This window comes from Paenibacillus sp. XP01 (assembly GCF_057364885.1).
Genome location: NZ_CP139481.1, coordinates 5,896,004 through 5,915,560, shown reverse-complemented (window position 1 = coordinate 5,915,560; position 19,557 = coordinate 5,896,004). Strand labels below are relative to the sequence as shown.

Annotated in this window: 17 protein-coding genes, 2 tRNA genes and 3 rRNA genes; 21 read left to right on the top strand and 1 reads right to left on the bottom strand. The window is 51.3% G+C overall.

The genetic code is table 11. The annotated features are described in order from the left end of the window. Positions 1 to 5: 5 nt before the first annotated feature. From SNR34_RS26705 to SNR34_RS26635, 15 genes are all read left to right on the top strand, one after another. Complete coding sequence (locus SNR34_RS26705; RefSeq protein WP_486180568.1) at positions 6 to 638, top strand: MBL fold metallo-hydrolase; 633 nt, start codon at positions 6 to 8, stop codon at positions 636 to 638. A 292-nt stretch (positions 639 to 930) separates the two neighbouring features. Continuing rightward, positions 931 to 1,194: a hypothetical protein gene (locus SNR34_RS26700; protein ID WP_486180567.1), complete on the top strand. Its 264-nt coding sequence runs from the start codon at positions 931 to 933 to the stop codon at positions 1,192 to 1,194. A gap of 143 nt (positions 1,195 to 1,337) precedes the next feature. After that, the gene (gene sigY / locus SNR34_RS26695; RefSeq protein WP_339274637.1) at positions 1,338 to 1,871 is read left to right on the top strand and encodes an RNA polymerase sigma factor SigY; all 534 of its coding nucleotides are present in this window, start codon (positions 1,338 to 1,340) and stop codon (positions 1,869 to 1,871) included. Then, positions 1,868 to 2,209: a YxlC family protein gene (locus SNR34_RS26690; protein ID WP_236420566.1), complete on the top strand. Its 342-nt coding sequence runs from the start codon at positions 1,868 to 1,870 to the stop codon at positions 2,207 to 2,209. Before sigY ends, SNR34_RS26690 begins: the two co-directional genes overlap by 4 nt. Next, positions 2,202 to 2,420 carry a sigmaY antisigma factor component gene (locus SNR34_RS26685; protein ID WP_486180566.1) on the top strand — a complete coding sequence of 73 codons (219 nt, stop codon included), beginning with the start codon at positions 2,202 to 2,204 and terminating at the stop codon, positions 2,418 to 2,420. The genes SNR34_RS26690 and SNR34_RS26685 overlap by 8 nt, the downstream gene beginning before the upstream one ends. Before the next feature lie 149 nt (positions 2,421 to 2,569). Then, positions 2,570 to 2,953 carry an ATPase gene (locus tag SNR34_RS26680; protein ID WP_236420568.1) on the top strand — a complete coding sequence of 128 codons (384 nt, stop codon included), beginning with the start codon at positions 2,570 to 2,572 and terminating at the stop codon, positions 2,951 to 2,953. Between the two features lie 176 nt (positions 2,954 to 3,129). Continuing rightward, on the top strand, positions 3,130 to 3,417 hold the full coding sequence (gatC, locus tag SNR34_RS26675) for an Asp-tRNA(Asn)/Glu-tRNA(Gln) amidotransferase subunit GatC (RefSeq protein ID WP_236420569.1): 288 nt from the start codon (positions 3,130 to 3,132) through the stop codon (positions 3,415 to 3,417). Positions 3,418 to 3,445: 28 nt separating this feature from the next. Next, on the top strand, positions 3,446 to 4,903 hold the full coding sequence (gene gatA / locus SNR34_RS26670) for an Asp-tRNA(Asn)/Glu-tRNA(Gln) amidotransferase subunit GatA (RefSeq protein ID WP_236420570.1): 1,458 nt from the start codon (positions 3,446 to 3,448) through the stop codon (positions 4,901 to 4,903). Positions 4,904 to 4,929: 26 nt separating this feature from the next. Continuing rightward, positions 4,930 to 6,369, top strand: a complete 1,440-nt coding sequence (gatB, locus tag SNR34_RS26665; protein WP_236420571.1) for an Asp-tRNA(Asn)/Glu-tRNA(Gln) amidotransferase subunit GatB — start codon at positions 4,930 to 4,932, stop codon at positions 6,367 to 6,369. Between the two features lie 104 nt (positions 6,370 to 6,473). Then, positions 6,474 to 6,941, top strand: coding sequence for a GNAT family N-acetyltransferase (locus SNR34_RS26660; protein WP_236420572.1), 468 nt, complete (start codon positions 6,474 to 6,476; stop codon positions 6,939 to 6,941). A gap of 30 nt (positions 6,942 to 6,971) precedes the next feature. Further along, positions 6,972 to 7,682 (top strand): MgtC/SapB family protein, encoded by a 711-nt coding sequence (locus SNR34_RS26655; RefSeq protein ID WP_236420573.1) that lies wholly within the window; start codon positions 6,972 to 6,974, stop codon positions 7,680 to 7,682. 213 nt (positions 7,683 to 7,895) lie between these two features. After that, positions 7,896 to 8,429 carry a hypothetical protein gene (locus SNR34_RS26650; RefSeq protein ID WP_486180565.1) on the top strand — a complete coding sequence of 178 codons (534 nt, stop codon included), beginning with the start codon at positions 7,896 to 7,898 and terminating at the stop codon, positions 8,427 to 8,429. A gap of 24 nt (positions 8,430 to 8,453) precedes the next feature. Next, positions 8,454 to 9,866: a DUF4097 family beta strand repeat-containing protein gene (locus tag SNR34_RS26645; RefSeq protein ID WP_236420575.1), complete on the top strand. Its 1,413-nt coding sequence runs from the start codon at positions 8,454 to 8,456 to the stop codon at positions 9,864 to 9,866. Positions 9,867 to 10,031: 165 nt separating this feature from the next. Further along, entirely contained in the window at positions 10,032 to 10,457 is a 426-nt protein-coding gene (gene perR / locus SNR34_RS26640; protein ID WP_236420576.1) for a peroxide-responsive transcriptional repressor PerR, read from the top strand. Between the two features lie 87 nt (positions 10,458 to 10,544). Continuing rightward, positions 10,545 to 12,305: a glycosyl hydrolase family 18 protein gene (locus SNR34_RS26635; RefSeq protein ID WP_486180564.1), complete on the top strand. Its 1,761-nt coding sequence runs from the start codon at positions 10,545 to 10,547 to the stop codon at positions 12,303 to 12,305. A gap of 150 nt (positions 12,306 to 12,455) precedes the next feature. Here SNR34_RS26635 and SNR34_RS26630 read toward each other — a convergent pair whose 3' ends face one another. Further along, positions 12,456 to 12,851 (bottom strand): DUF2614 family zinc ribbon-containing protein, encoded by a 396-nt coding sequence (locus tag SNR34_RS26630; protein ID WP_236420578.1) that lies wholly within the window; start codon positions 12,849 to 12,851, stop codon positions 12,456 to 12,458. A 121-nt stretch (positions 12,852 to 12,972) separates the two neighbouring features. On the opposite strand from SNR34_RS26630, the gene SNR34_RS26625 reads away from it, so the two are divergent. From SNR34_RS26625 to SNR34_RS26600, 6 genes are all read left to right on the top strand, one after another. After that, positions 12,973 to 13,854 (top strand): nucleotidyltransferase-like protein, encoded by an 882-nt coding sequence (locus SNR34_RS26625; protein WP_339274626.1) that lies wholly within the window; start codon positions 12,973 to 12,975, stop codon positions 13,852 to 13,854. Between the two features lie 470 nt (positions 13,855 to 14,324). After that, positions 14,325 to 15,876, top strand: a 16S ribosomal RNA gene (locus SNR34_RS26620). Positions 15,877 to 15,977: 101 nt separating this feature from the next. Continuing rightward, positions 15,978 to 16,094: ribosomal RNA gene (gene rrf, locus SNR34_RS26615) — 5S ribosomal RNA — on the top strand. Between the two features lie 35 nt (positions 16,095 to 16,129). Further along, positions 16,130 to 16,206, top strand: a tRNA-Ile gene (locus tag SNR34_RS26610). Between the two features lie 91 nt (positions 16,207 to 16,297). After that, positions 16,298 to 16,373 (top strand) — tRNA-Ala (locus SNR34_RS26605). 181 nt (positions 16,374 to 16,554) lie between these two features. Then, positions 16,555 to 19,480 (top strand): 23S ribosomal RNA (locus SNR34_RS26600). The 16S, 23S and 5S rRNA genes sit together here with 2 tRNA genes alongside, the layout of an rRNA operon. The last annotated feature ends 77 nt before the right edge of the window (positions 19,481 to 19,557 follow it).

Here is a 19,557-nt window from a genome sequence, read left to right as displayed (position 1 = left end):
CCGATATGTTAAACATCCGTACATTTAACCTTGGTCCGCTCCAGACCAATGCCTATTTGTTGCAGGGAGAAGATCCGCAGAAGGCGGTCATCATTGATCCCGGCATGAATCCTGCTCCCTTGGTCAAAGCGATCAAGGATCTTGAAATTGAAGCCATTTTGCTGACGCATGCACATTTCGACCATATCGGCGGCGTGGAAGAGATTCGCCAAGCGAAGGGCTGCCCGATTTATTTGCACGACTTGGAGAGCGAGTGGCTGACGACTCCGAAATTAAACGGGTCACTGAATTGGCCGCAGGTCACGCCGCCCATTTCTGCAGAGCCTGCTGAATACGCACTGGCTGAAGGCCAGCAATTGAAACTGATTGGCCATACGTTCCGGGTGTATCACACGCCTGGCCATTCGCCCGGCAGTGTCAGCCTGTTGTGCGGTAATGACCTGTTTGCCGGAGACGCGCTCTTCCGAATGGGCGTTGGCAGAACCGACCTGACCGGCGGGCGTGAGAGGGACCTGATCGATTCCATCCAGAACAAGCTGTACACCCTTCCCGATGAGGTTGTCGTATTTCCTGGCCATGGTCCCAAAACGACGATCGGATACGAGAAACAGCATAATCCTTACGTGTCCGCAAGATGAAAGGATTGTTTTGTTCCGTTTGAAAAAAAACGGACAAAATAGGCAAGAAAGTCTGGACAAACGACATGTTTTTCATTAGAATAGCTATTAGTTGTTACAAGCGTTAAGGCATCACTTCACTGAAGTATTTGAATATGCAGCACCCTAACTCGCGAAGCACGCAGACTGTGGTTTTTACCCGGTTTGCGTTCTTTTTTTGTTTATGGCGATTTTTGGGGGAGACTTAGAGTCGGTATTCGGGGCAGCAACCATTTGCATTCATTCAAAAATGAGCAAGGGGAGGGAGCGGGAGGTGGAGATCATACGTTTCATTCCGTCGTCCAATGGAGAAGAACGGTTGGAGTTCAAGGGCAAGCGGCAGACCGTCGATCAAAGGCGTATGGAAAATATCGAGAGACAGGCATATTTAGAAACAACATCCTTACATAACCTTGAGCGTATTCAGAAAGAGAATGAGCATTTTGAATTCAGACATAATATTTGGAAAAGTCGATTGCTGCATAAAGGAACGCACGGCCAGCCGTGGTTCGACAGGCTGCAGCAGCACAGGAGATAGCCGTCTGATTGCCCGGGAAATTGTCGCATGATGACCTTCTTCCGCTTCATTTTGATGCGGCATGGAGGTTTTTTCATTTGAACGTTTTGAGTACGTCCATCGTATTATCTTTCAGATTGAACGGGAAGCAGGTGAAATGCCGGATGAAAACAGCGGAACTGGAGGAAGCGCTCCGAGCCGCAAAAGGCGATGACGCTGCCCTTGCGTCACTATTGCAGCGCCACTATGCATTTGTGTACAAATATATCATCAAAGTGACGATGGATCCGCATGCGGCAGAAGAAGTGGTTCAGGATACGATGATTCGTTGCATGGAAAACATTCATCGTTATGATGGTACGTCAGCCTTTTCATCCTGGATGATTACGATTGCCACCCGGATTTATATCGACAAGGCGAGGCGCAGGGAAAGGGAGAAGAACTGGCTGAAATTGGCCAAAGACCAGGTTGCGAGACAATTGCGATGGCAGTTCGAGAGTCGTAACGAGACGTGGACGGATGTCATGGAAGCGATGACCCGGTTATCGCCGGAGCATCGGATCGCCGTGCTGTTGAAGCACTATTACGGGTACGGATACGATGAAATCGGGGATATGCTGGGTATTCCGTCTGGGACGGCCAAGTCGCGTACAGCTTACGGACTTCGTCAATTGAGGAAGGAGATGGAGGGATCATGAGCAGTGGATCGAGTGAAAAGGAAGAGCTCGAACTGGTGCAGCAGCTGCAGCAGCAGTTGAAAATATTGGATGATGCATATGAGCCTACGAATATTCCCTCAATCGCCTCGTTGGCAGCTCAGGTCAAGGAACGGCGACAAATGAGAAAACGGGCAAACCGGCTGGAGTTGATCATGTTCTGGATCTTGGCATTGCTTGTACTTGCTGCCGGGGTCATGTTGTTCCAATCCGCACCGATTTTCTATCTGGGCATTCAGGCTGTCGGGACGGGTTTGGCTATCGGGATCGTCATCATCTGGGCTGTGCGCCGACAACGGAAGGAGATGCGTCATGAATGATCTGCATTATTCATTGAACGAAGTGCCGCCAATATGGCTTGGCCTGATTGGTTTGGTTTTGCTGCTTCAGGGCACGTGGATGTTCACCGATGCAAGGAAACGGGGACGTTTCCCGTGGCTGTGGGGATTGTGGGGGATTACGGGGATTCCCACCCCGCTTGTTGTTTACTGGTTTGTGGTTGTCCGGAAAGAGAAAACACGTAAAAGATGACATGGTTATGGTTTGCACGGTAACAAAGGAAGCATATTGATTTTACACAAATGATTTGTTTCATGCCGTTAATCGTAGACATCGCTATTCTTTTCTAGTAGACTAGACAGACCACAATATATAAAGATAGACTACCAGGAGGTTAGACGATGCTGCGATTGGGAGAAAAGGTAATCATTGTCGCGGATACGTTTGAGCAAAATCTTCCTGTGGGGGAATATGGATTCATCATCGCTTATGACCGGAACCCGGACAATGCGTTTGACTACGTGCTTCGCGTGCCTCAGGTGAACCGGAACTTTTTCGTTCCTTCCGGCGACGTAGATCTGGAAGAAGTTCTGCTGAAACAGGAAGCGGAGAAGGTTGAGCGTGAAGCGTTGATCGATTACGCCCTTGCGACACACAACGAGAAGCTGTTCCGTTATTTGATGAACGGAGACGTTCAAGCTGTGGAAGAGGAAGAAGAAACCGCGAAGGAAACGATGTCACAGGCGGATTTTATAAAGCAGGTTAACCTGCGTGCATGGATTTAAGGAGCCGGCGAAAGCTGGCTCTTTTTTGATTAGCTCCAAAGTCCGGGCATTTGCATTGAATTGTCGAACCAACTCACCTATAATGAAAAAAGTTATCACGGGACTTTAGCCCGTTAAACGGGCGAGCCGCATCGGCGGTTCCGGAAAGTTGAGCGAATGAAGGAGGCATCCGAAACATGAGTATCTCGAATAACGACGTTCAGCATGTGGCCAGATTGGCCCGGCTTAACTTGACGGCAGAAGAAGAACAGCTGCTGACAGGACAGCTGAATGCCATCTTGAAATATGCGGAGAAGCTGAATGAGTTGGATACGGACAACATTGAACCAACAACCCACGTTCTGCATGTCAGCAATGTGATGCGCGAAGATGAGGTGCAGGGTAGCTTGCCGATCGAGAAGGTTATGCATAACGCACCTGAGGAAGAAGACGGGCAATTCAAAGTGCCTGCCGTGATGGAATAGCGGATAAACCGGAAGGAGGAAAAATGACGTGAGTTTATTTCAACAATCGTTGCCTGAAATACATAACAAGCTGAACGCGAAAGAGTTGTCCGTCAGCGATCTGGTAGAACAGGCTTATCAAAACATCGGTGCCCATGACGAAAAGGTCAAGGCATACCTGACGCTGGACGAAGAGCGCGCTCGCTCCCGTGCACGCCAGCTGGACGATCAACTCGTCAGCGGCGGGGAAAGAGGTCTGCTGTTTGGCTTGCCTGTGGGCATCAAGGACAACATCGTGACGAACGGACTGCGCACGACGTGTGCCAGCCAATTCCTGCGCAATTTCGACCCGGTATATGACGCGACCGTTGTCGAAAAATTGAGAGCGGCCGACACCGTAACGCTCGGAAAATTGAACATGGACGAATTCGCCATGGGAGGTTCCAACGAAAACTCCAGCTTCGCTCCTGTGCGCAATCCGTGGGCGCTGGATCGCGTGCCCGGCGGTTCCAGCGGCGGATCGGCTGCTGCCGTGGCTGCGGGAGAAGCCTACTTTACGCTGGGGTCGGACACCGGCGGCTCCATCCGTCAGCCTGCATCGTATTGCGGCGTGGTCGGATTGAAGCCTACCTATGGGCTGGTATCCCGTTTCGGGCTGGTGGCGTTTGCTTCATCGCTGGACCAGATCGGACCGATCACCAAAAACGTCGAGGATTCCGCTTATGTGCTCCAAGCGATTGCGGGGTATGACCCGAAAGATTCAACCTCCGCGAACGTGGACATTCCCGACTATTTGAGCGCCTTGACCGGTGACGTTAAAGGTTTGCGCATCGCGGTGCCGAAAGAATACATCGGCGAAGGCGTAAGCCCTGACGTCAAGGAACGCGTGCTTGAGGCGTTGAAGGTGCTGGAAGGGCTCGGCGCAACTTGGGAAGAGGTATCGCTGCCTCATACCGAATATGCGGTAGCCACGTATTATTTGCTGGCTTCCTCCGAGGCTTCCTCCAACCTGGCGCGGTTCGACGGCGTTCGCTATGGCGTTCGCGCCGACAATCCGGACAACCTGCTGGACCTGTACCACCAATCCCGCAGCCAAGGCTTCGGTCCGGAAGTGAAGCGCCGGATTATGTTGGGCACGTATGCGCTCAGCTCCGGCTATTACGATGCGTATTATTTGAAGGCGCAAAAGGTGCGTACCCTGATCAAACAGGATTTCGACAACGTGTTCGAAAAATACGACGTCGTGATCGGACCTACGGCTCCTACGCCGGCGTTCAAACTGGGTACCCAGGTGGACGACCCGTTGACCATGTACCTCAACGACATTTTGACCATTCCTGTCAGCCTGGCTGGCGTGCCTGCCGTCAGCATCCCATGCGGCTTCTCCGAGGGGCTGCCTGTTGGATTGCAGATCATCGGCAAAGCGTTTGACGAAACGACCGTTTTGCGCGTTGCACATGCGTTTGAACAACATACGGAATATCACAAACAGCGTCCGCAGCTGTAGACTGACCGGAACGGAGGAATAGAGAAATGCCCGCATCAAAATACGAAACCGTCATTGGACTTGAAGTCCACGTAGAATTGCACACGCAATCCAAAATTTTTTGCGGCTGCTCCACGGAATTCGGGGCTCCGCCGAATACGCACACCTGTCCGGTGTGTCTCGGACATCCAGGCGTATTGCCTGTGCTGAACCGCCAGGCGGTCGACTATGCGATGAAAGCAGCGATGGCGCTGAACTGCACCATTGCCGATGTCAGCAAATTCGACCGCAAAAACTATTTCTATCCCGATTCGCCGAAGGCGTATCAAATTTCCCAATTCGATCAGCCGATCGGCGAGAACGGGTGGATCGATATCGAAGTGAACGGCGAAACGAAACGAATCGGCATCACGCGTCTCCATCTGGAAGAAGATGCAGGCAAATTGACCCACGTGGACGGCGGTTATGCATCGTTGGTCGACTTCAACCGCGTGGGAACCCCGCTCGTCGAGATCGTTTCCGAGCCTGAAATTTCTTCCCCGGAAGAAGCGCGCGCGTATTTGGAGAAACTGCGTGCAATCATGCAATATTGCGAAGTGTCCGACGTGAAAATGGAAGAGGGGTCCATGCGTTGCGACGCCAACATCAGTTTGCGCCCTCACGGTCAGGAAAAATTGGGAACCCGTGCGGAATTGAAAAACATGAACTCCTTCCGAGGCGTGCAGCGCGGGTTGGAGTACGAAGAATACCGCCAGGCGGAAATTTTGGACGATGGCGGCGAAGTGGTGCAGGAGACTCGCCGTTGGGACGAAGCCCAAGGAAAAACGCTGACCATGCGCGGCAAAGAAGAAGCGCATGATTATCGCTACTTCCCGGACCCGGATTTGGTGAAAATACACATCGACGAAGCGTGGAAAGAACGCATCCGGGCTTCGATTCCCGAATTGCCGGACCAACGCAAAGCGCGTTATGCGGCAGATTACGGTTTGCCGAGCTACGATGCTGAGGTCATTACCTCGTCCAAAGCGGTTGCGGACTTGTTCGAAGACAGCCTTAACTACACCAAAGACGCCAAATCCGTTTCGAACTGGATCATGGGCGATCTGCTCGGTTACCTGAACACGAACAATCTGGAGTTATCCCAGGTCCCGCTTACGGGCCAAGGGCTCGGAGAAATGATCGGCTTGCTGGAAAAGGGCACGATCAGCAGCAAAATTGCCAAAACCGTATTCAAGGAAATGCTGGAAAGCGGCAAGCTTCCACAGCAAATCGTTGAAGAGAAAGGGCTCGTGCAGATCAGCGACGAAGGTGCTATTCTTGCCATCGTGGAACAGGTCGTTGCGAATAATCCCCAATCGGTAGAGGACTATAAGGCCGGCAAACAGAAGGCCATCGGCTTCCTGGTCGGACAGGTCATGAAAGAGAGCAAGGGCAAAGCCAACCCTGGCTTGGCGAACAAACTGCTTACAGACGTACTGAACCGTTAATCCTTCGGGAGAGGTCAAACAGAAGGAGGCTCGTCCCTGTGACAGCCTTCTTTTTTTGTATTGCAGGCATCGCTCACTCGTTAATGCGAAAGGAGAAGCTTCACATGACCATCGAATCGATATCATTGAATGACCCGGACAAGTTGGGTCAGTTATGGCGTTTACAGCATGTGGCTTACCGGCTGGAAGCGGAAATGATCGGATTTAAGGAAATTCCGCCGTTAATGGATACGCTTGAAACGCTGCAGCAGTGCGGGGAGAGTTTTTACGGATACATGGATTCCGATGGGGAGTTGATCGGGGCGATCGCTGTGGCCGAGGAGGAAAAAGATGCCCTTACCATTACGCGGATGATGGTTCATCCGGATTATTTTCGCAAAGGAATCGCCTCTGCCCTGATTGCGCATATTTTTGAAACGTATCCGGAATATCCGCGCTACATCGTATCTACCGGAACGTTGAATGAACCTGCGGTGCAGCTGTACAGCAAGTTTGGTTTTGTCCCCGTGGATCGTGTACAGCTTGCCCCAGGCGTGGAATTAAAGACCTTTCACAGGAATAAAGATGAATGACATTAATGACATGGAGGAGGACTATCGCTTTTGGGCAATCCCTGGATTATTGACGAATGGCACATTTTGCTGAGACTGCTGCTTGCCATGCTGCTGGGCGGCCTCGTCGGATTGGAACGCGAGCGCTCCAATCATGCCGCCGGCCTGCGAACTCATATTTTAGTTTGCCTCGGATCGGCGCTGATTATGATGCTTTCCATTTATGGCTTTAAAGATTTTGCGAATGAAATAAACGTGCGCATCGATCCGGCGCGTTTGGCAACGGCCGTGATTACGGGCGTCGGTTTTCTGGGAGCGGGAACGATCCTGTTTACCGGAAAGTCCATTACCGGTCTGACCACGGCAGCTTCGATTTGGGTCGTGGCAGCCATTGGGCTTGCTGCGGGAGCGGGCTTCTTTTTTGCCTCCATCATTTCCACGGTTCTGGTGTTGTTGAACCTTTGGGTATTTAACAAGTTGGAGCTAAGGTATATTCGGGGAAACAAGCTGCATGTCATTACGCTCCATACTTTATCCGAGCCCGGATGCCTCGAGCAGATTTCCTCGTTCTTGGAACAGGAAAAAATCAAAATACGCAAGATCACGGTCAATGAGCAGGAGCTGGCCTTTTCCGAGGTGGTATCGGTGGAGCGCAAAATCGAAATTGTGCTGCATGTTTACATGCCGCATGATTTGGATACGGTGCAGCTGGTGACGAAACTGAGACGGTGGGAACATATGACCAAAGTCTCCGTGGAATAAATAAAATCGAACCCCTTCAGGCCTTATGGGCACAGGGGTTTTTGGGATTCATCCATATTTTTGCCAGTTACTCGAATGTCGGTTTAGGGTACTATCTAACCAAACGCTTGAAAAAAGAAACCGGACACTCCATCGCGAAAGGAGCTAGATCGTTTGAAGAAAAAGCATCGGGCAAAAATGGTGCTTAAAAGACGGCCGACAAGAGCGGTTCGGGTGAGAACCCACAAATTTGTGGCCGGACTGATGAGCGCAATCGTTCCAGGACTGGGCCATTTGTATTTGCGGCTCTATTTAAGGGGACTGACGTATATGATGCTGGTGATGCTTGACCTGTCGGCGCTGGTGTATTTTTCGTCCGTCGGCATACAAATCAATGTTCCTCTGCTGATTCTGCTCGCGCTCTTCATTCCCGTCCTTTACTTCTACAACGTGTTTGACGTGCTGCAGTCTGCGGATCGGGTGATGTTACGCAAGCGCAAGGGAAGTGTCCCGCCGGATTTGGACCAAGCCGGGAGTAAGGAGCGAACCGCAGTCGAAGCATTGATGATGTGGGAAAAAGGCATATCGTTTGGCCTGCTGCTGGTCGTTGGCGGCGCGCTTATGGTCATGTTTTTTCGCAGGCCTCGCTGGTTTCAAGATTTGATTGGCATGTACGGTGGGTATGCATTTGCCGTATTGATGATCGTGACCGGGCTGAATCTGTTTGGGCGCGAGATCTGGACCACGCTGCAGAGAAAGAAATTGTAGCAGGCAGGGCAAGGAGGGAATGAAATGAACCGCAAAATTCGGGTCGGCCGCTATACGGCCGCCGCTTTGCTCATTGTCGTGGGCGTACTGCTGATTATGGATAAACAATCGGGAACGGATTATCTCTACGGCATGGTAGACTGGTGGCCGCTGCTGCTGGTGGCCTTAGGCTTAGAATACATACTGCTGTTTTTGCTTATGCGGGGACGAAGCCGATCCGTGTCGGGCGCGGAGAATGCAGTGAAGGCCAAAATGCGGTTTCGGCCGGATGCGAAGGGTATTTTGTCGTCGCTGCTTTTGGCTGCAGTGGTGTTCATCGTTACCGAGCAGGACCATTACATGCATTTGTGGAACAGGGTCAGCCTGAACCTGGGAGCGGCTTCCATGGATTACAGCGCTGCAGCAGGGTATATGCAGGATAAAGGGACCATCCGGGTCCCGGTAGGCATGGAGACGTCCGATGTCGTCGTTCAAGGCGTGAACGGGGATATTTCGCTGCAGCGGGGCGATACCGATTCGATCGAAATTCGCACGGTAGTTTGGGTCGATCAAACGACGGAGGTACAGGCCAAGGCGGTGGCCGATGCTTCTTTCGTCACGGCGGAAGGTACACAGGTTATTCATATTACGGCAACGGGGAAAGCTTATGGAGAGAACGAAAAGACCCAGCCGCGAATGAACTTGACCGTTACGATTCCGGAAGATCGGAGATTCAATCTGGATATCCGGACATCCAACGGGGCGATATTGTTGAACCGTGCGGAAGCCATCAGCACCATTTCGGCCGAAACGGGGAATGGTCGAATTCGTATTAACAACGCAGTAGGCGATATTTCCGGAAAAACATTGAATGGGGACGTGATCGTGGCAGGAGCCATCGGCAATGTCGATCTGGACAGCAACCGGGGGGACATGAAGGCCCGCGACATTACGGGGGACGTGGACTTGACCACGCAAGTCGGGAGCATTAGCATCACGAATTCAACGGGCAGCTTTATCGCGGATACTCGGAACGGGAACATCACGATGGACGGGGCCAATCTGGGCGTCAAAGCGCAATCGCTGAACGGCAGCATCAATATCGTTTCGACGAAGATCGGCGGGGATTGGGACGTTTACAGCGCGGTGGGGGCCATCAATATTCTGCTGCCTCATCAAGGCGATTACAGCCTTAGCGGATCAAGCAGCTATGGAGAATTACGGACAGACCTGCCGTTCAAGGTGCGGAACAAGACGATTGAAGGGCAGCTTGGCGAAGGGGAATATACGGTCAAAATCGAGGGCAATAGCGACCTCGCCATTAATCGTAACCCTAGTCTTCCATTGCCGGGAGAAGATGAGCCTGATCTCGGAGGAGAGGATACCTCGGATAACGAAGGCCATTCGAACGGGGAAAACGGGCAAAATTCCCAAGGTGATTCGTCCGAAGTTCTGTAACCGTCGCGTTGACAATAAACTTGGTATCGCCGTACAATGAAAATAAGGCAAGTTAACATGGCTGGAGAGATCGTGGCCGTTCAACTGGCCAAGAATCAACTCTGAATGAGGAAACGGCGAAATTCGTTTCTCTCTGAGAGAACGAAAGGTAAGGCGGTGGGTTTTATGGGAACACGAGTCCAACATGCGTTGGAGCATCTGAAAACGACCGGTGTCCGTATTACACCCCAGCGTCATGCCATATTGAATTATTTGATGGAATCGATGGGGCATCCGACAGCCGATGAAATTTACCGTGCGCTTGAACCCCAATTTCCCAGTATGAGCGTGGCGACTGTATATAATAATTTGAAGATGTTTTTGGAAGCGGGCATGGTCCGAGAGTTGACATACGGCGACAATTCAAGTCGCTTTGATGCCAACGTGACGGATCATTACCATGTCATCTGCGATAAATGCGGCAAGATAGAAGATTTCAGCCATCCATATCTGGACAGTGTCGAGCGTCAGGCTGAAGCCAGCACGGGATTTGAAGTCCACGGGCATCGGCTGGAAGTATATGGGGTTTGTAAGAGTTGCAGGGCACAATAGAGATGAATTACAATATGAACGTGCAGAATTCGATTGGATTCTACACGTTTTTTGTTTGTTCACGGACGATTCATGCATGACATAGGAATGAGTTACACTAACGGAGGTAAACGTTTGAGTAGAAGAAACAGCTATACACGTCGAAAAAGGCGGGGCTCAGCCTTGCCTGTTTTGTTGGGGATTTGTTTGGTCGCTGGAGGCGCATATTGGTTGATTACAAATCTATGGTTAAATCAGCTTCACGAAGATCCGGATTGGGTCGGCATGAAGCAGCCTATATTTGTTGAAGGGCAGCTGATGGATGAAGAGGCTTCGGGTGCGGGAGATCAGCTCAAGCTGCCGCTCACGGTTCTGCAGGAAGCTGTGGATCCGGGCATTCGTTACGAAGCGGACACGGGAGATATCATCATTGCATCGCCAGAACGCGTTCTGCATATGAAGGAAGGCAGCACTCAGGCGGAGCTGAACCACAAAAACTACCCCCTGACGGTTGCTCCGGAGGCGGAAGGTAATGAAGTGTATATTCCGCTAAAACCATTGAAGGAAGTGTACGGCATTGCTGTGCAGGAGGATTCCTCCACTGGTGCGGTACTGCTGATGCGTGGAGGAGAAACGATCCAATATGCCACGATCGATGCAAAGTCGTCCAAGGCAGACCCAACGGTTCCGATGTACAAACGCGATGAAGAGCGATCTCCGATCATTGCGGATCTGCAGAACGGCATTCGCGTGCGCGTATGGCGCGCTGGAACAGAACAGAGCTTTGTACAAACGGATAATGGATATGCCGGATATGTCGATAATGATCATGTCTCGCTAACGGAGAAAAAGACGGTGGATGAGCCGAAGTCAACTCCGACTACGGCGGAGAAAAAGTGGAAGACCAAACCCGTCAATTTGGTGTGGGAAGCAGTGTACAATCGCCAACCTGACGTTGGCTCGATCGGCAGGATGCAGGGGGTTAATGTGGTCAGTCCGACCTGGTTCCATATTACGGATGGCGAAGGCAGCGTAAGCAGCAAAGCGGACAAGACCTATGTCAACTGGGCTCACCGGTCAGGGATGGAAGTATGGGGATTGATGGACAACAGCTTTGACCCCGAGATCACGAAAAAGGCTCTGGCCACGTACGAGACACGCACTCATATCATTAAGCAAATGTTGGAATACGCGCAAACGTATCACCTTGATGGAATCAACATCGATTTTGAAAACGTGCAGACGGTGGACGGACCTAACGTGACCCAGTTCGTAAGGGAAATCAAAGCGATGGCTCGAATTCATGGGTTGATGCTGTCCGTCGACGTAACGCCAAAATCCAATAGCGAAATGTGGTCTGCCTTCCTGGATCGCCGTGCGCTTGGCGCATACGCGGATTACATTGTCGTTATGGCCTATGACGAGCACTGGGCTGCAAGTCCGGAGGCAGGTTCAGTTGCTTCGCTTCCGTGGACGGAAGCCTCGATGCGACGCATTCTTGAAGAAGACGAAGTTCCTTCGAAAAAACTGATTATGGCAGTTCCTTTATATACGCGCATTTGGACCGAGGAGAAGGACGAGAACGGAGAGCTTAAAGTTTCGTCCAAGGCTGTTGGCATGGATACCGTGCAGGAACTGATCAAGGAAAAGAAGCTTAAACCTAAGCTCGACAAAGAGAGCGGGCAGAACTATGTGGAGTATCAAGAAGAGGATGCAACCAAGAAAATATGGATCGAGGATCAAGTCTCCCTTCAGGCCCGGGTGGATTTGATTGCCGAACTGAAGCTTGGCGGCGTGGCTGCATGGAACCGAAGTTTTGCAAATGCATCGGCTTGGGAGACCCTTCAAAAGGCGGGTTATACGAAATAAAGTCTGTTGGAATCATTTATCATTTAATCTGAACCGAGATGTACTGCGCCGCTTGGCAGAGTTGCGGCATGAGAAAAAGGAAGGCCCGGCATAACAGCCGGGCTTTTTGTATGCATATCTAAGTTGTCAGCTGATTGGAAATCGGACGGCTCAGGTGTGTGGCTCCGTGTGGGAATGGCTGCCTGAGCTCATTGTGGAAGGCGCTTTCAGTACTGGGTGAGTATTGGCCTTCGCCGGATCGAGTGTGAGGATGGTGTGGCAAAACATGCACCGATCCGTCTTGCCAAGCATTTTGGTAAGTTTGCCGCATTCGGGACATTCCAATTGAACGGCGCTTGTGGAGAGCATTCCTGCCCAAAAGTAGATGGCCACGCTCGCAACCATCGCAACAAGCCCGATGACGAGACCCACGGCTGCCACGATTTTGCCTGCATGTCCCCAGAATACGATGCCGGCGGTTCCCAGTACCATTAGTCCCATGCCTAACATGGTAAGCAGCAGCCCCCAAGTGCGAAAAGCATTAATTTTAGCCGTTTTAAAAACCATAAAAAATGCTCCCATCGTATGAGTAGTATCGTACCTGGAAAAGAAGGAAACTTCAGTCTGGATGTAGAATTACATTATAACTGACTTGGCGCTAGTCCGCCATGAATGTATGGAGGGAATCGTGGAATTAAAGAACATGGATTTATTGTCCGGTCAATCGGAAGGGACGGCAGCAGTGGGGGCCATCGCCTATTCACGCTCGGGAGAGCGATTCCACGGCTCCCTGATTCAGGATTTCGAATTGGTAGTATTGGTTGTGTGCGATACGGAAGAGATTGCTTCCAGAATCGGCCATTACAAATCGGGGGATCTTCGTTACCAAATCGTATATGCAGGGCTGCATGAACTTAAAAGCAGTATCATTACGGGAGAGAACAACAATCTGCTGAAATGTTTGACCGATGGAGACATCATTTGGGAATCGGACGGTACATTGAGTGCATTAAGGGAGGAATTATTGGCTTTCGGTCCGAAACTACAGGAGCAGAAGCTGCTTCATGAGTTTGCCTGTTTTTTACGGATGTATGTTGAAGCCAAACGGTACATTCAGGAAGGTCATGTGGTTGATGCGTATTATAACGTCCTTGAAGCTCTTGGCAACTGGGCCAGAATCGTGCTGATTGAACAAGGGTTGTATCCGGACCATGCGGTATGGACGCAAGTCCGCAATCTGGATCGGGCTCTTTGGAAACTGTATGAGGAAATGACGGTCAGCTCTGAAACGCTGGAGCAACGCGTGGAGTTGGCTTTGCTGGCGTGCGAATTTTCCGTCATGTCCAAAATGATGGATTGTTCGGCTTTGCTTTTGCGGGTGCTGCGAAGCCGCAGGGAACCCTGGTGCATGGATGAGCTGCTGCATCACCCGGAACTTAAATTTGTAGGTGAGGATCTTCCGTTAATTTTGCGCAAGCTCGTGTTCCGGTCCATGGTCAAAGAGTCGGCCGGATGGCCTTCGATCGTTGAAGGCAATGGTCGCGAGATTCGTTATTGGGTCGAAACTTGATCGTTTACCGGACTGCATAACGTATGAAAAGGAAGGGGAGACCCTTCCTTTTTTGTATGTTTTACACGTGGTTAAATATTTTAATAAAAAGTATTGACTCAAATTAGTCGGATATGATACATTATATCTCGTTCCGCTAAAAGCTTGTATCTGAAAACAAGTGAGCGAAACAGAATCAAAAAACAACTCCTAAAAAAGTTGTTGACAAAAAAACAGAAGATATGATATATTATTTAAGTCGCCGCCGAAAATGAGCGGTGAGGAAAATGAGAAACATATCAATGATTTGATCTTTGAAAACTGAACAACGAGTGAGTAACGTGAAGGTTTTTGGTACATGTCGTATGACTGTATAAAAACCGGAGCGACATTGAGATATTTTATCTCGTCAGATTCAAAATGAGCTAATCGCTCTTTTCAATACCTCAGATGATTTTCATCACGATTAACCTCGTGACCGAAATTCATCTTTATTGGAGAGTTTGATCCTGGCTCAGGACGAACGCTGGCGGCATGCCTAATACATGCAAGTCGAGCGGACTTGATGAGAAGCTTGCTTCTCTGATGGTTAGCGGCGGACGGGTGAGTAACACGTAGGCAACCTGCCCTCAAGCTTGGGACAACTACCGGAAACGGTAGCTAATACCGAATACTTGTTTTCTTCGCCTGAAGAGAACTGGAAAGACGGAGCAATCTGTCACTTGAGGATGGGCCTGCGGCGCATTAGCTAGTTGGTGAGGTAACGGCTCACCAAGGCGACGATGCGTAGCCGACCTGAGAGGGTGATCGGCCACACTGGGACTGAGACACGGCCCAGACTCCTACGGGAGGCAGCAGTAGGGAATCTTCCGCAATGGGCGAAAGCCTGACGGAGCAATGCCGCGTGAGTGATGAAGGTTTTCGGATCGTAAAGCTCTGTTGCCAGGGAAGAACGCTTGGGAGAGTAACTGCTCTCAAGGTGACGGTACCTGAGAAGAAAGCCCCGGCTAACTACGTGCCAGCAGCCGCGGTAATACGTAGGGGGCAAGCGTTGTCCGGAATTATTGGGCGTAAAGCGCGCGCAGGCGGTCATTTAAGTCTGGTGTTTAATCCCGGGGCTCAACCCCGGATCGCACTGGAAACTGGATGACTTGAGTGCAGAAGAGGAGAGTGGAATTCCACGTGTAGCGGTGAAATGCGTAGAGATGTGGAGGAACACCAGTGGCGAAGGCGACTCTCTGGGCTGTAACTGACGCTGAGGCGCGAAAGCGTGGGGAGCAAACAGGATTAGATACCCTGGTAGTCCACGCCGTAAACGATGAATGCTAGGTGTTAGGGGTTTCGATACCCTTGGTGCCGAAGTTAACACATTAAGCATTCCGCCTGGGGAGTACGGTCGCAAGACTGAAACTCAAAGGAATTGACGGGGACCCGCACAAGCAGTGGAGTATGTGGTTTAATTCGAAGCAACGCGAAGAACCTTACCAGGTCTTGACATCCCTCTGACCGGTACAGAGATGTACCTTTCCTTCGGGACAGAGGAGACAGGTGGTGCATGGTTGTCGTCAGCTCGTGTCGTGAGATGTTGGGTTAAGTCCCGCAACGAGCGCAACCCTTGATCTTAGTTGCCAGCACTTCGGGTGGGCACTCTAAGGTGACTGCCGGTGACAAACCGGAGGAAGGTGGGGATGACGTCAAATCATCATGCCCCTTATGACCTGGGCTACACACGTACTACAATGGCCGGTACAACGGGCTGCGAAGCCGCGAGGTGGAGCTAATCCTAAAAAGCCGGTCTCAGTTCGGATTGCAGGCTGCAACTCGCCTGCATGAAGTCGGAATTGCTAGTAATCGCGGATCAGCATGCCGCGGTGAATACGTTCCCGGGTCTTGTACACACCGCCCGTCACACCACGAGAGTTTACAACACCCGAAGTCGGTGGGGTAACCGCAAGGAGCCAGCCGCCGAAGGTGGGGTAGATGATTGGGGTGAAGTCGTAACAAGGTAGCCGTATCGGAAGGTGCGGCTGGATCACCTCCTTTCTATGGAGAATCGTCTTCTGCGATGAAGACATTCAAATAAGCAGCTCAGCTGCAAACTTACTCACTCGTTGCTCAGTTTTGAGAGTTCAAACTCTCATACGTTTGGTGGCGATAGCGAAGGGGTTCCACACGTTCCCATCCCGAACACGACCGTTAAGCCCTTCATCGTCGATGGTACTTGGACCGCAGGGTCCTGGGAGAGTAGAAAGCCGCCAAGCGTAACCCGTTTCGGGTGACAATTCAATATTATTGTGGGCCCTTAGCTCAGTTGGTTAGAGCGCACCTCTGATAAGGGTGAGGTCGGTGGTTCGAGTCCACCAGGGCCCACCATTTAAACTTCATAAGGTTTTTGTATGCGGGGTACCTGAAAAGTAATCGGAATCAATCTCGTAGGCAAACTTCACTTTTTGGAGTAAGGTTTGGGGCCATAGCTCAGCTGGGAGAGCGCCTGCCTTGCAAGCAGGAGGTCAGCGGTTCGATCCCGCTTGGCTCCACCAACAATGATTTTCTAAGCTTGTTCTTTGAAAACTGGATATCGAAACGAAAAATGCGAATTAGAACATTCCTTTTCGGATGAATGCTCATTCGGTTCAAGCAACCGATGAACAATCATCCTAGCTGAACTTGTGTCAACAAGTTTATACATTAGTGAAAACTGCATTGCTCATCCGAGCAATTGGTTAAGCTACTAAGAGCACACGGAGGATGCCTAGGCGCTAGGAGCCGATGAAGGACGTGGCGAACAACGATACTGCCTCGGGGAGCTGTAAGCAAGCTTTGATCCGGGGATGTCCGAATGGGGAAACCCAGCTGGCGTAATACCCAGTTACTCTTGTCTGAATACATAGGGCAGGAGAGGCATACCAGGGGAACTGAAACATCTAAGTACCCTGAGGAAGAGAAAACAATAGTGATTCCGTCAGTAGCGGCGAGCGAACGCGGAACAGCCCAAACCAGGGAGCTTGCTCTCTGGGGTTGTGGGACGTCTCACATGGAGTTACAAAGGAGCCGGTTAAACGAAGAGGTCTGGAAAGGCCCGCCATAGAAGGTAAAAGCCCTGTAATTGAAAGTCTGCTCCCTCCGAGACGGATCCCGAGTAGTGCGGGGCACGTGAAACCCCGTATGAATCCGGCAGGACCATCTGCCAAGGCTAAATACTTCCTAGCGACCGATAGTGAAGCAGTACCGTGAGGGAAAGGTGAAAAGCACCCCGGAAGGGGAGTGAAATAGAACCTGAAACCGTGTGCTTACAAGAAGTCAGAGCCCATTTTAGGGGTGATGGCGTGCCTTTTGTAGAATGAACCGGCGAGTTACGTTCCCGTGCAAGGTTAAGGTGAGAAGCCGGAGCCGCAGCGAAAGCGAGTCTGAATAGGGCGACATAGTACGTGGACGTAGACCCGAAACCGGGTGATCTACCCCTGTCCAGGGTGAAGGTGCGGTAACACGCACTGGAGGCCCGAACCCACGCACGTTGAAAAGTGCGGGGATGAGGTGGGGGTAGCGGAGAAATTCCAATCGAACTCGGAGATAGCTGGTTCTCCCCGAAATAGCTTTAGGGCTAGCCTCGGAAAACAGAGTCGTGGAGGTAGAGCACTGATTGGGTGCGGGGCCCGCAAGGGTTACCAAGCTCAGTCAAACTCCGAATGCCATAGACTTACTTCCGGGAGTCAGACAGTGAGTGCTAAGATCCATTGTCAAAAGGGAAACAGCCCAGACCATCAGCTAAGGTCCCCAAGTGTGTGTTAAGTGGGAAAGGATGTGGAGTTGCACAGACAACCAGGATGTTGGCTTAGAAGCAGCCATCATTGAAAGAGTGCGTAATAGCTCACTGGTCGAGTGACTCTGCGCCGAAAATGTAACGGGGCTAAACACACCACCGAAGCTATGGCTTGATCTTATGATCAGGGGTAGGGGAGCGTTGTATAAGGGTTGAAGGTGTACCGTAAGGAGCGCTGGACATTATACAAGTGAGAATGCCGGTATGAGTAACGAAAAGATCAGTGAGAATCTGATCCGCCGAAAGCCTAAGGGTTCCTGAGGAAGGCTCGTCCGCTCAGGGTAAGTCGGGACCTAAGGCGAGGCCGAAAGGCGTAGTCGAAGGACAACAGGTCGAAATTCCTGTACCACCGTAAATCGTTATGAGCGATGGGGGGACGCAGTAGGGTAGTGACGCAGGCTGATGGATGCCTGTCCAAGCAGTGAGGCTGGTTAGTAGGCAAATCCGCTAACCGCAAGGCTGAGCTGTGATGGGGAGTGAAAATTACAGTAGCGAAGGTCATGATCTCACACTGCCAAGAAAAGCCTCTAGCCAGATGAAGGTGCCCGTACCGCAAACCGACACAGGTAGGCGAGAAGAGAATTCTAAGGCGCGCGGAAGAACTCTCGTTAAGGAACTCGGCAAAATGACCCCGTAACTTCGGGAGAAGGGGTGCCCCGGTAGTGTGAATAGCACGAGGGGGCCGCAGTGAAAAGGCCCAAGCGACTGTTTAGCAAAAACACAGGTCTGTGCGAAGCCGTAAGGCGAAGTATACGGGCTGACGCCTGCCCGGTGCTGGAAGGTTAAGGGGAGCGGTTAGGGAGCAATCCCGAAGCTGTGAACCGAAGCCCCAGTAAACGGCGGCCGTAACTATAACGGTCCTAAGGTAGCGAAATTCCTTGTCAGGTAAATTCTGACCCGCACGAATGGCGTAACGACTTGGGCGCTGTCTCAACGAGAGATCCGGTGAAATTTTAATACCTGTGAAGATGCAGGTTACCCGCGACAAGACGGAAAGACCCCATGGAGCTTTACTGCAGCTTGATATTGAATTTGGGTACGATCTGTACAGGATAGGTGGGAGCCTGAGAAGCATGAGCGCCAGCTTGTGTGGAGGCACCGTTGGGATACCACCCTGATCGTATCTAGGTTCTAACCTGGTGCCCTAATCGGGTACGGGGACAGTGTCAGGTGGGCAGTTTGACTGGGGCGGTCGCCTCCTAAAGAGTAACGGAGGCGCCCAAAGGTTCCCTCAGAATGGTTGGAAATCATTCGAAGAGTGCAAAGGCATAAGGGAGCTTGACTGCGAGACCTACAAGTCGAGCAGGGACGAAAGTCGGGCTTAGTGATCCGGTGGTACCGCATGGAAGGGCCATCGCTCAACGGATAAAAGCTACCCTGGGGATAACAGGCTTATCTCCCCCAAGAGTCCACATCGACGGGGAGGTTTGGCACCTCGATGTCGGCTCATCGCATCCTGGGGCTGAAGTAGGTCCCAAGGGTTGGGCTGTTCGCCCATTAAAGCGGTACGCGAGCTGGGTTCAGAACGTCGTGAGACAGTTCGGTCCCTATCTGTCGTGGGCGTAGGAAATTTGAGAGGAGCTGTCCTTAGTACGAGAGGACCGGGATGGACGTACCGCTGGTGTACCAGTTGTTCCGCCAGGAGCACCGCTGGGTAGCTATGTACGGACGGGATAAGCGCTGAAAGCATCTAAGCGTGAAGCCCCCCTCAAGATGAGATTTCCCAGTATGTAAGACCCCTTGAAGACGACGAGGTAGATAGGCTGGGGGTGGAAGTGCAGCAATGCATGGAGCTGACCAGTACTAATCGGTCGAGGGCTTATCCAAGAAATGCAGGTTCTAAGATCGCAAGTTTCGTTTCGAATCCAGTTTTCAGAGAGCAATCTCTGAGTGAAAAACGGGTA

Bases quoted from the DNA above. Each gene is read 5' to 3' on its own strand.
- SNR34_RS26705 (WP_486180568.1), top strand. From the start codon at position 6: ATGTTAAACATCCGTACATTTAACCTTGGTCCGCTCCAGACCAATGCC.
- sigY (WP_339274637.1), top strand. From the start codon at position 1,338: ATGAAAACAGCGGAACTGGAGGAAGCGCTCCGAGCCGCAAAAGGCGAT.
- SNR34_RS26690 (WP_236420566.1), top strand. From the start codon at position 1,868: ATGAGCAGTGGATCGAGTGAAAAGGAAGAGCTCGAACTGGTGCAGCAG.
- SNR34_RS26685 (WP_486180566.1), top strand. From the start codon at position 2,202: ATGAATGATCTGCATTATTCATTGAACGAAGTGCCGCCAATATGGCTT.
- SNR34_RS26680 (WP_236420568.1), top strand. From the start codon at position 2,570: ATGCTGCGATTGGGAGAAAAGGTAATCATTGTCGCGGATACGTTTGAG.
- gatC (WP_236420569.1), top strand. From the start codon at position 3,130: ATGAGTATCTCGAATAACGACGTTCAGCATGTGGCCAGATTGGCCCGG.
- gatB (WP_236420571.1), top strand. From the start codon at position 4,930: ATGCCCGCATCAAAATACGAAACCGTCATTGGACTTGAAGTCCACGTA.
- SNR34_RS26660 (WP_236420572.1), top strand. From the start codon at position 6,474: ATGACCATCGAATCGATATCATTGAATGACCCGGACAAGTTGGGTCAG.
- SNR34_RS26645 (WP_236420575.1), top strand. From the start codon at position 8,454: ATGAACCGCAAAATTCGGGTCGGCCGCTATACGGCCGCCGCTTTGCTC.
- perR (WP_236420576.1), top strand. From the start codon at position 10,032: ATGGGAACACGAGTCCAACATGCGTTGGAGCATCTGAAAACGACCGGT.
- SNR34_RS26635 (WP_486180564.1), top strand. From the start codon at position 10,545: ATGAGTTACACTAACGGAGGTAAACGTTTGAGTAGAAGAAACAGCTAT.
- SNR34_RS26630 (WP_236420578.1), bottom strand. From the start codon at position 12,851: ATGGTTTTTAAAACGGCTAAAATTAATGCTTTTCGCACTTGGGGGCTG.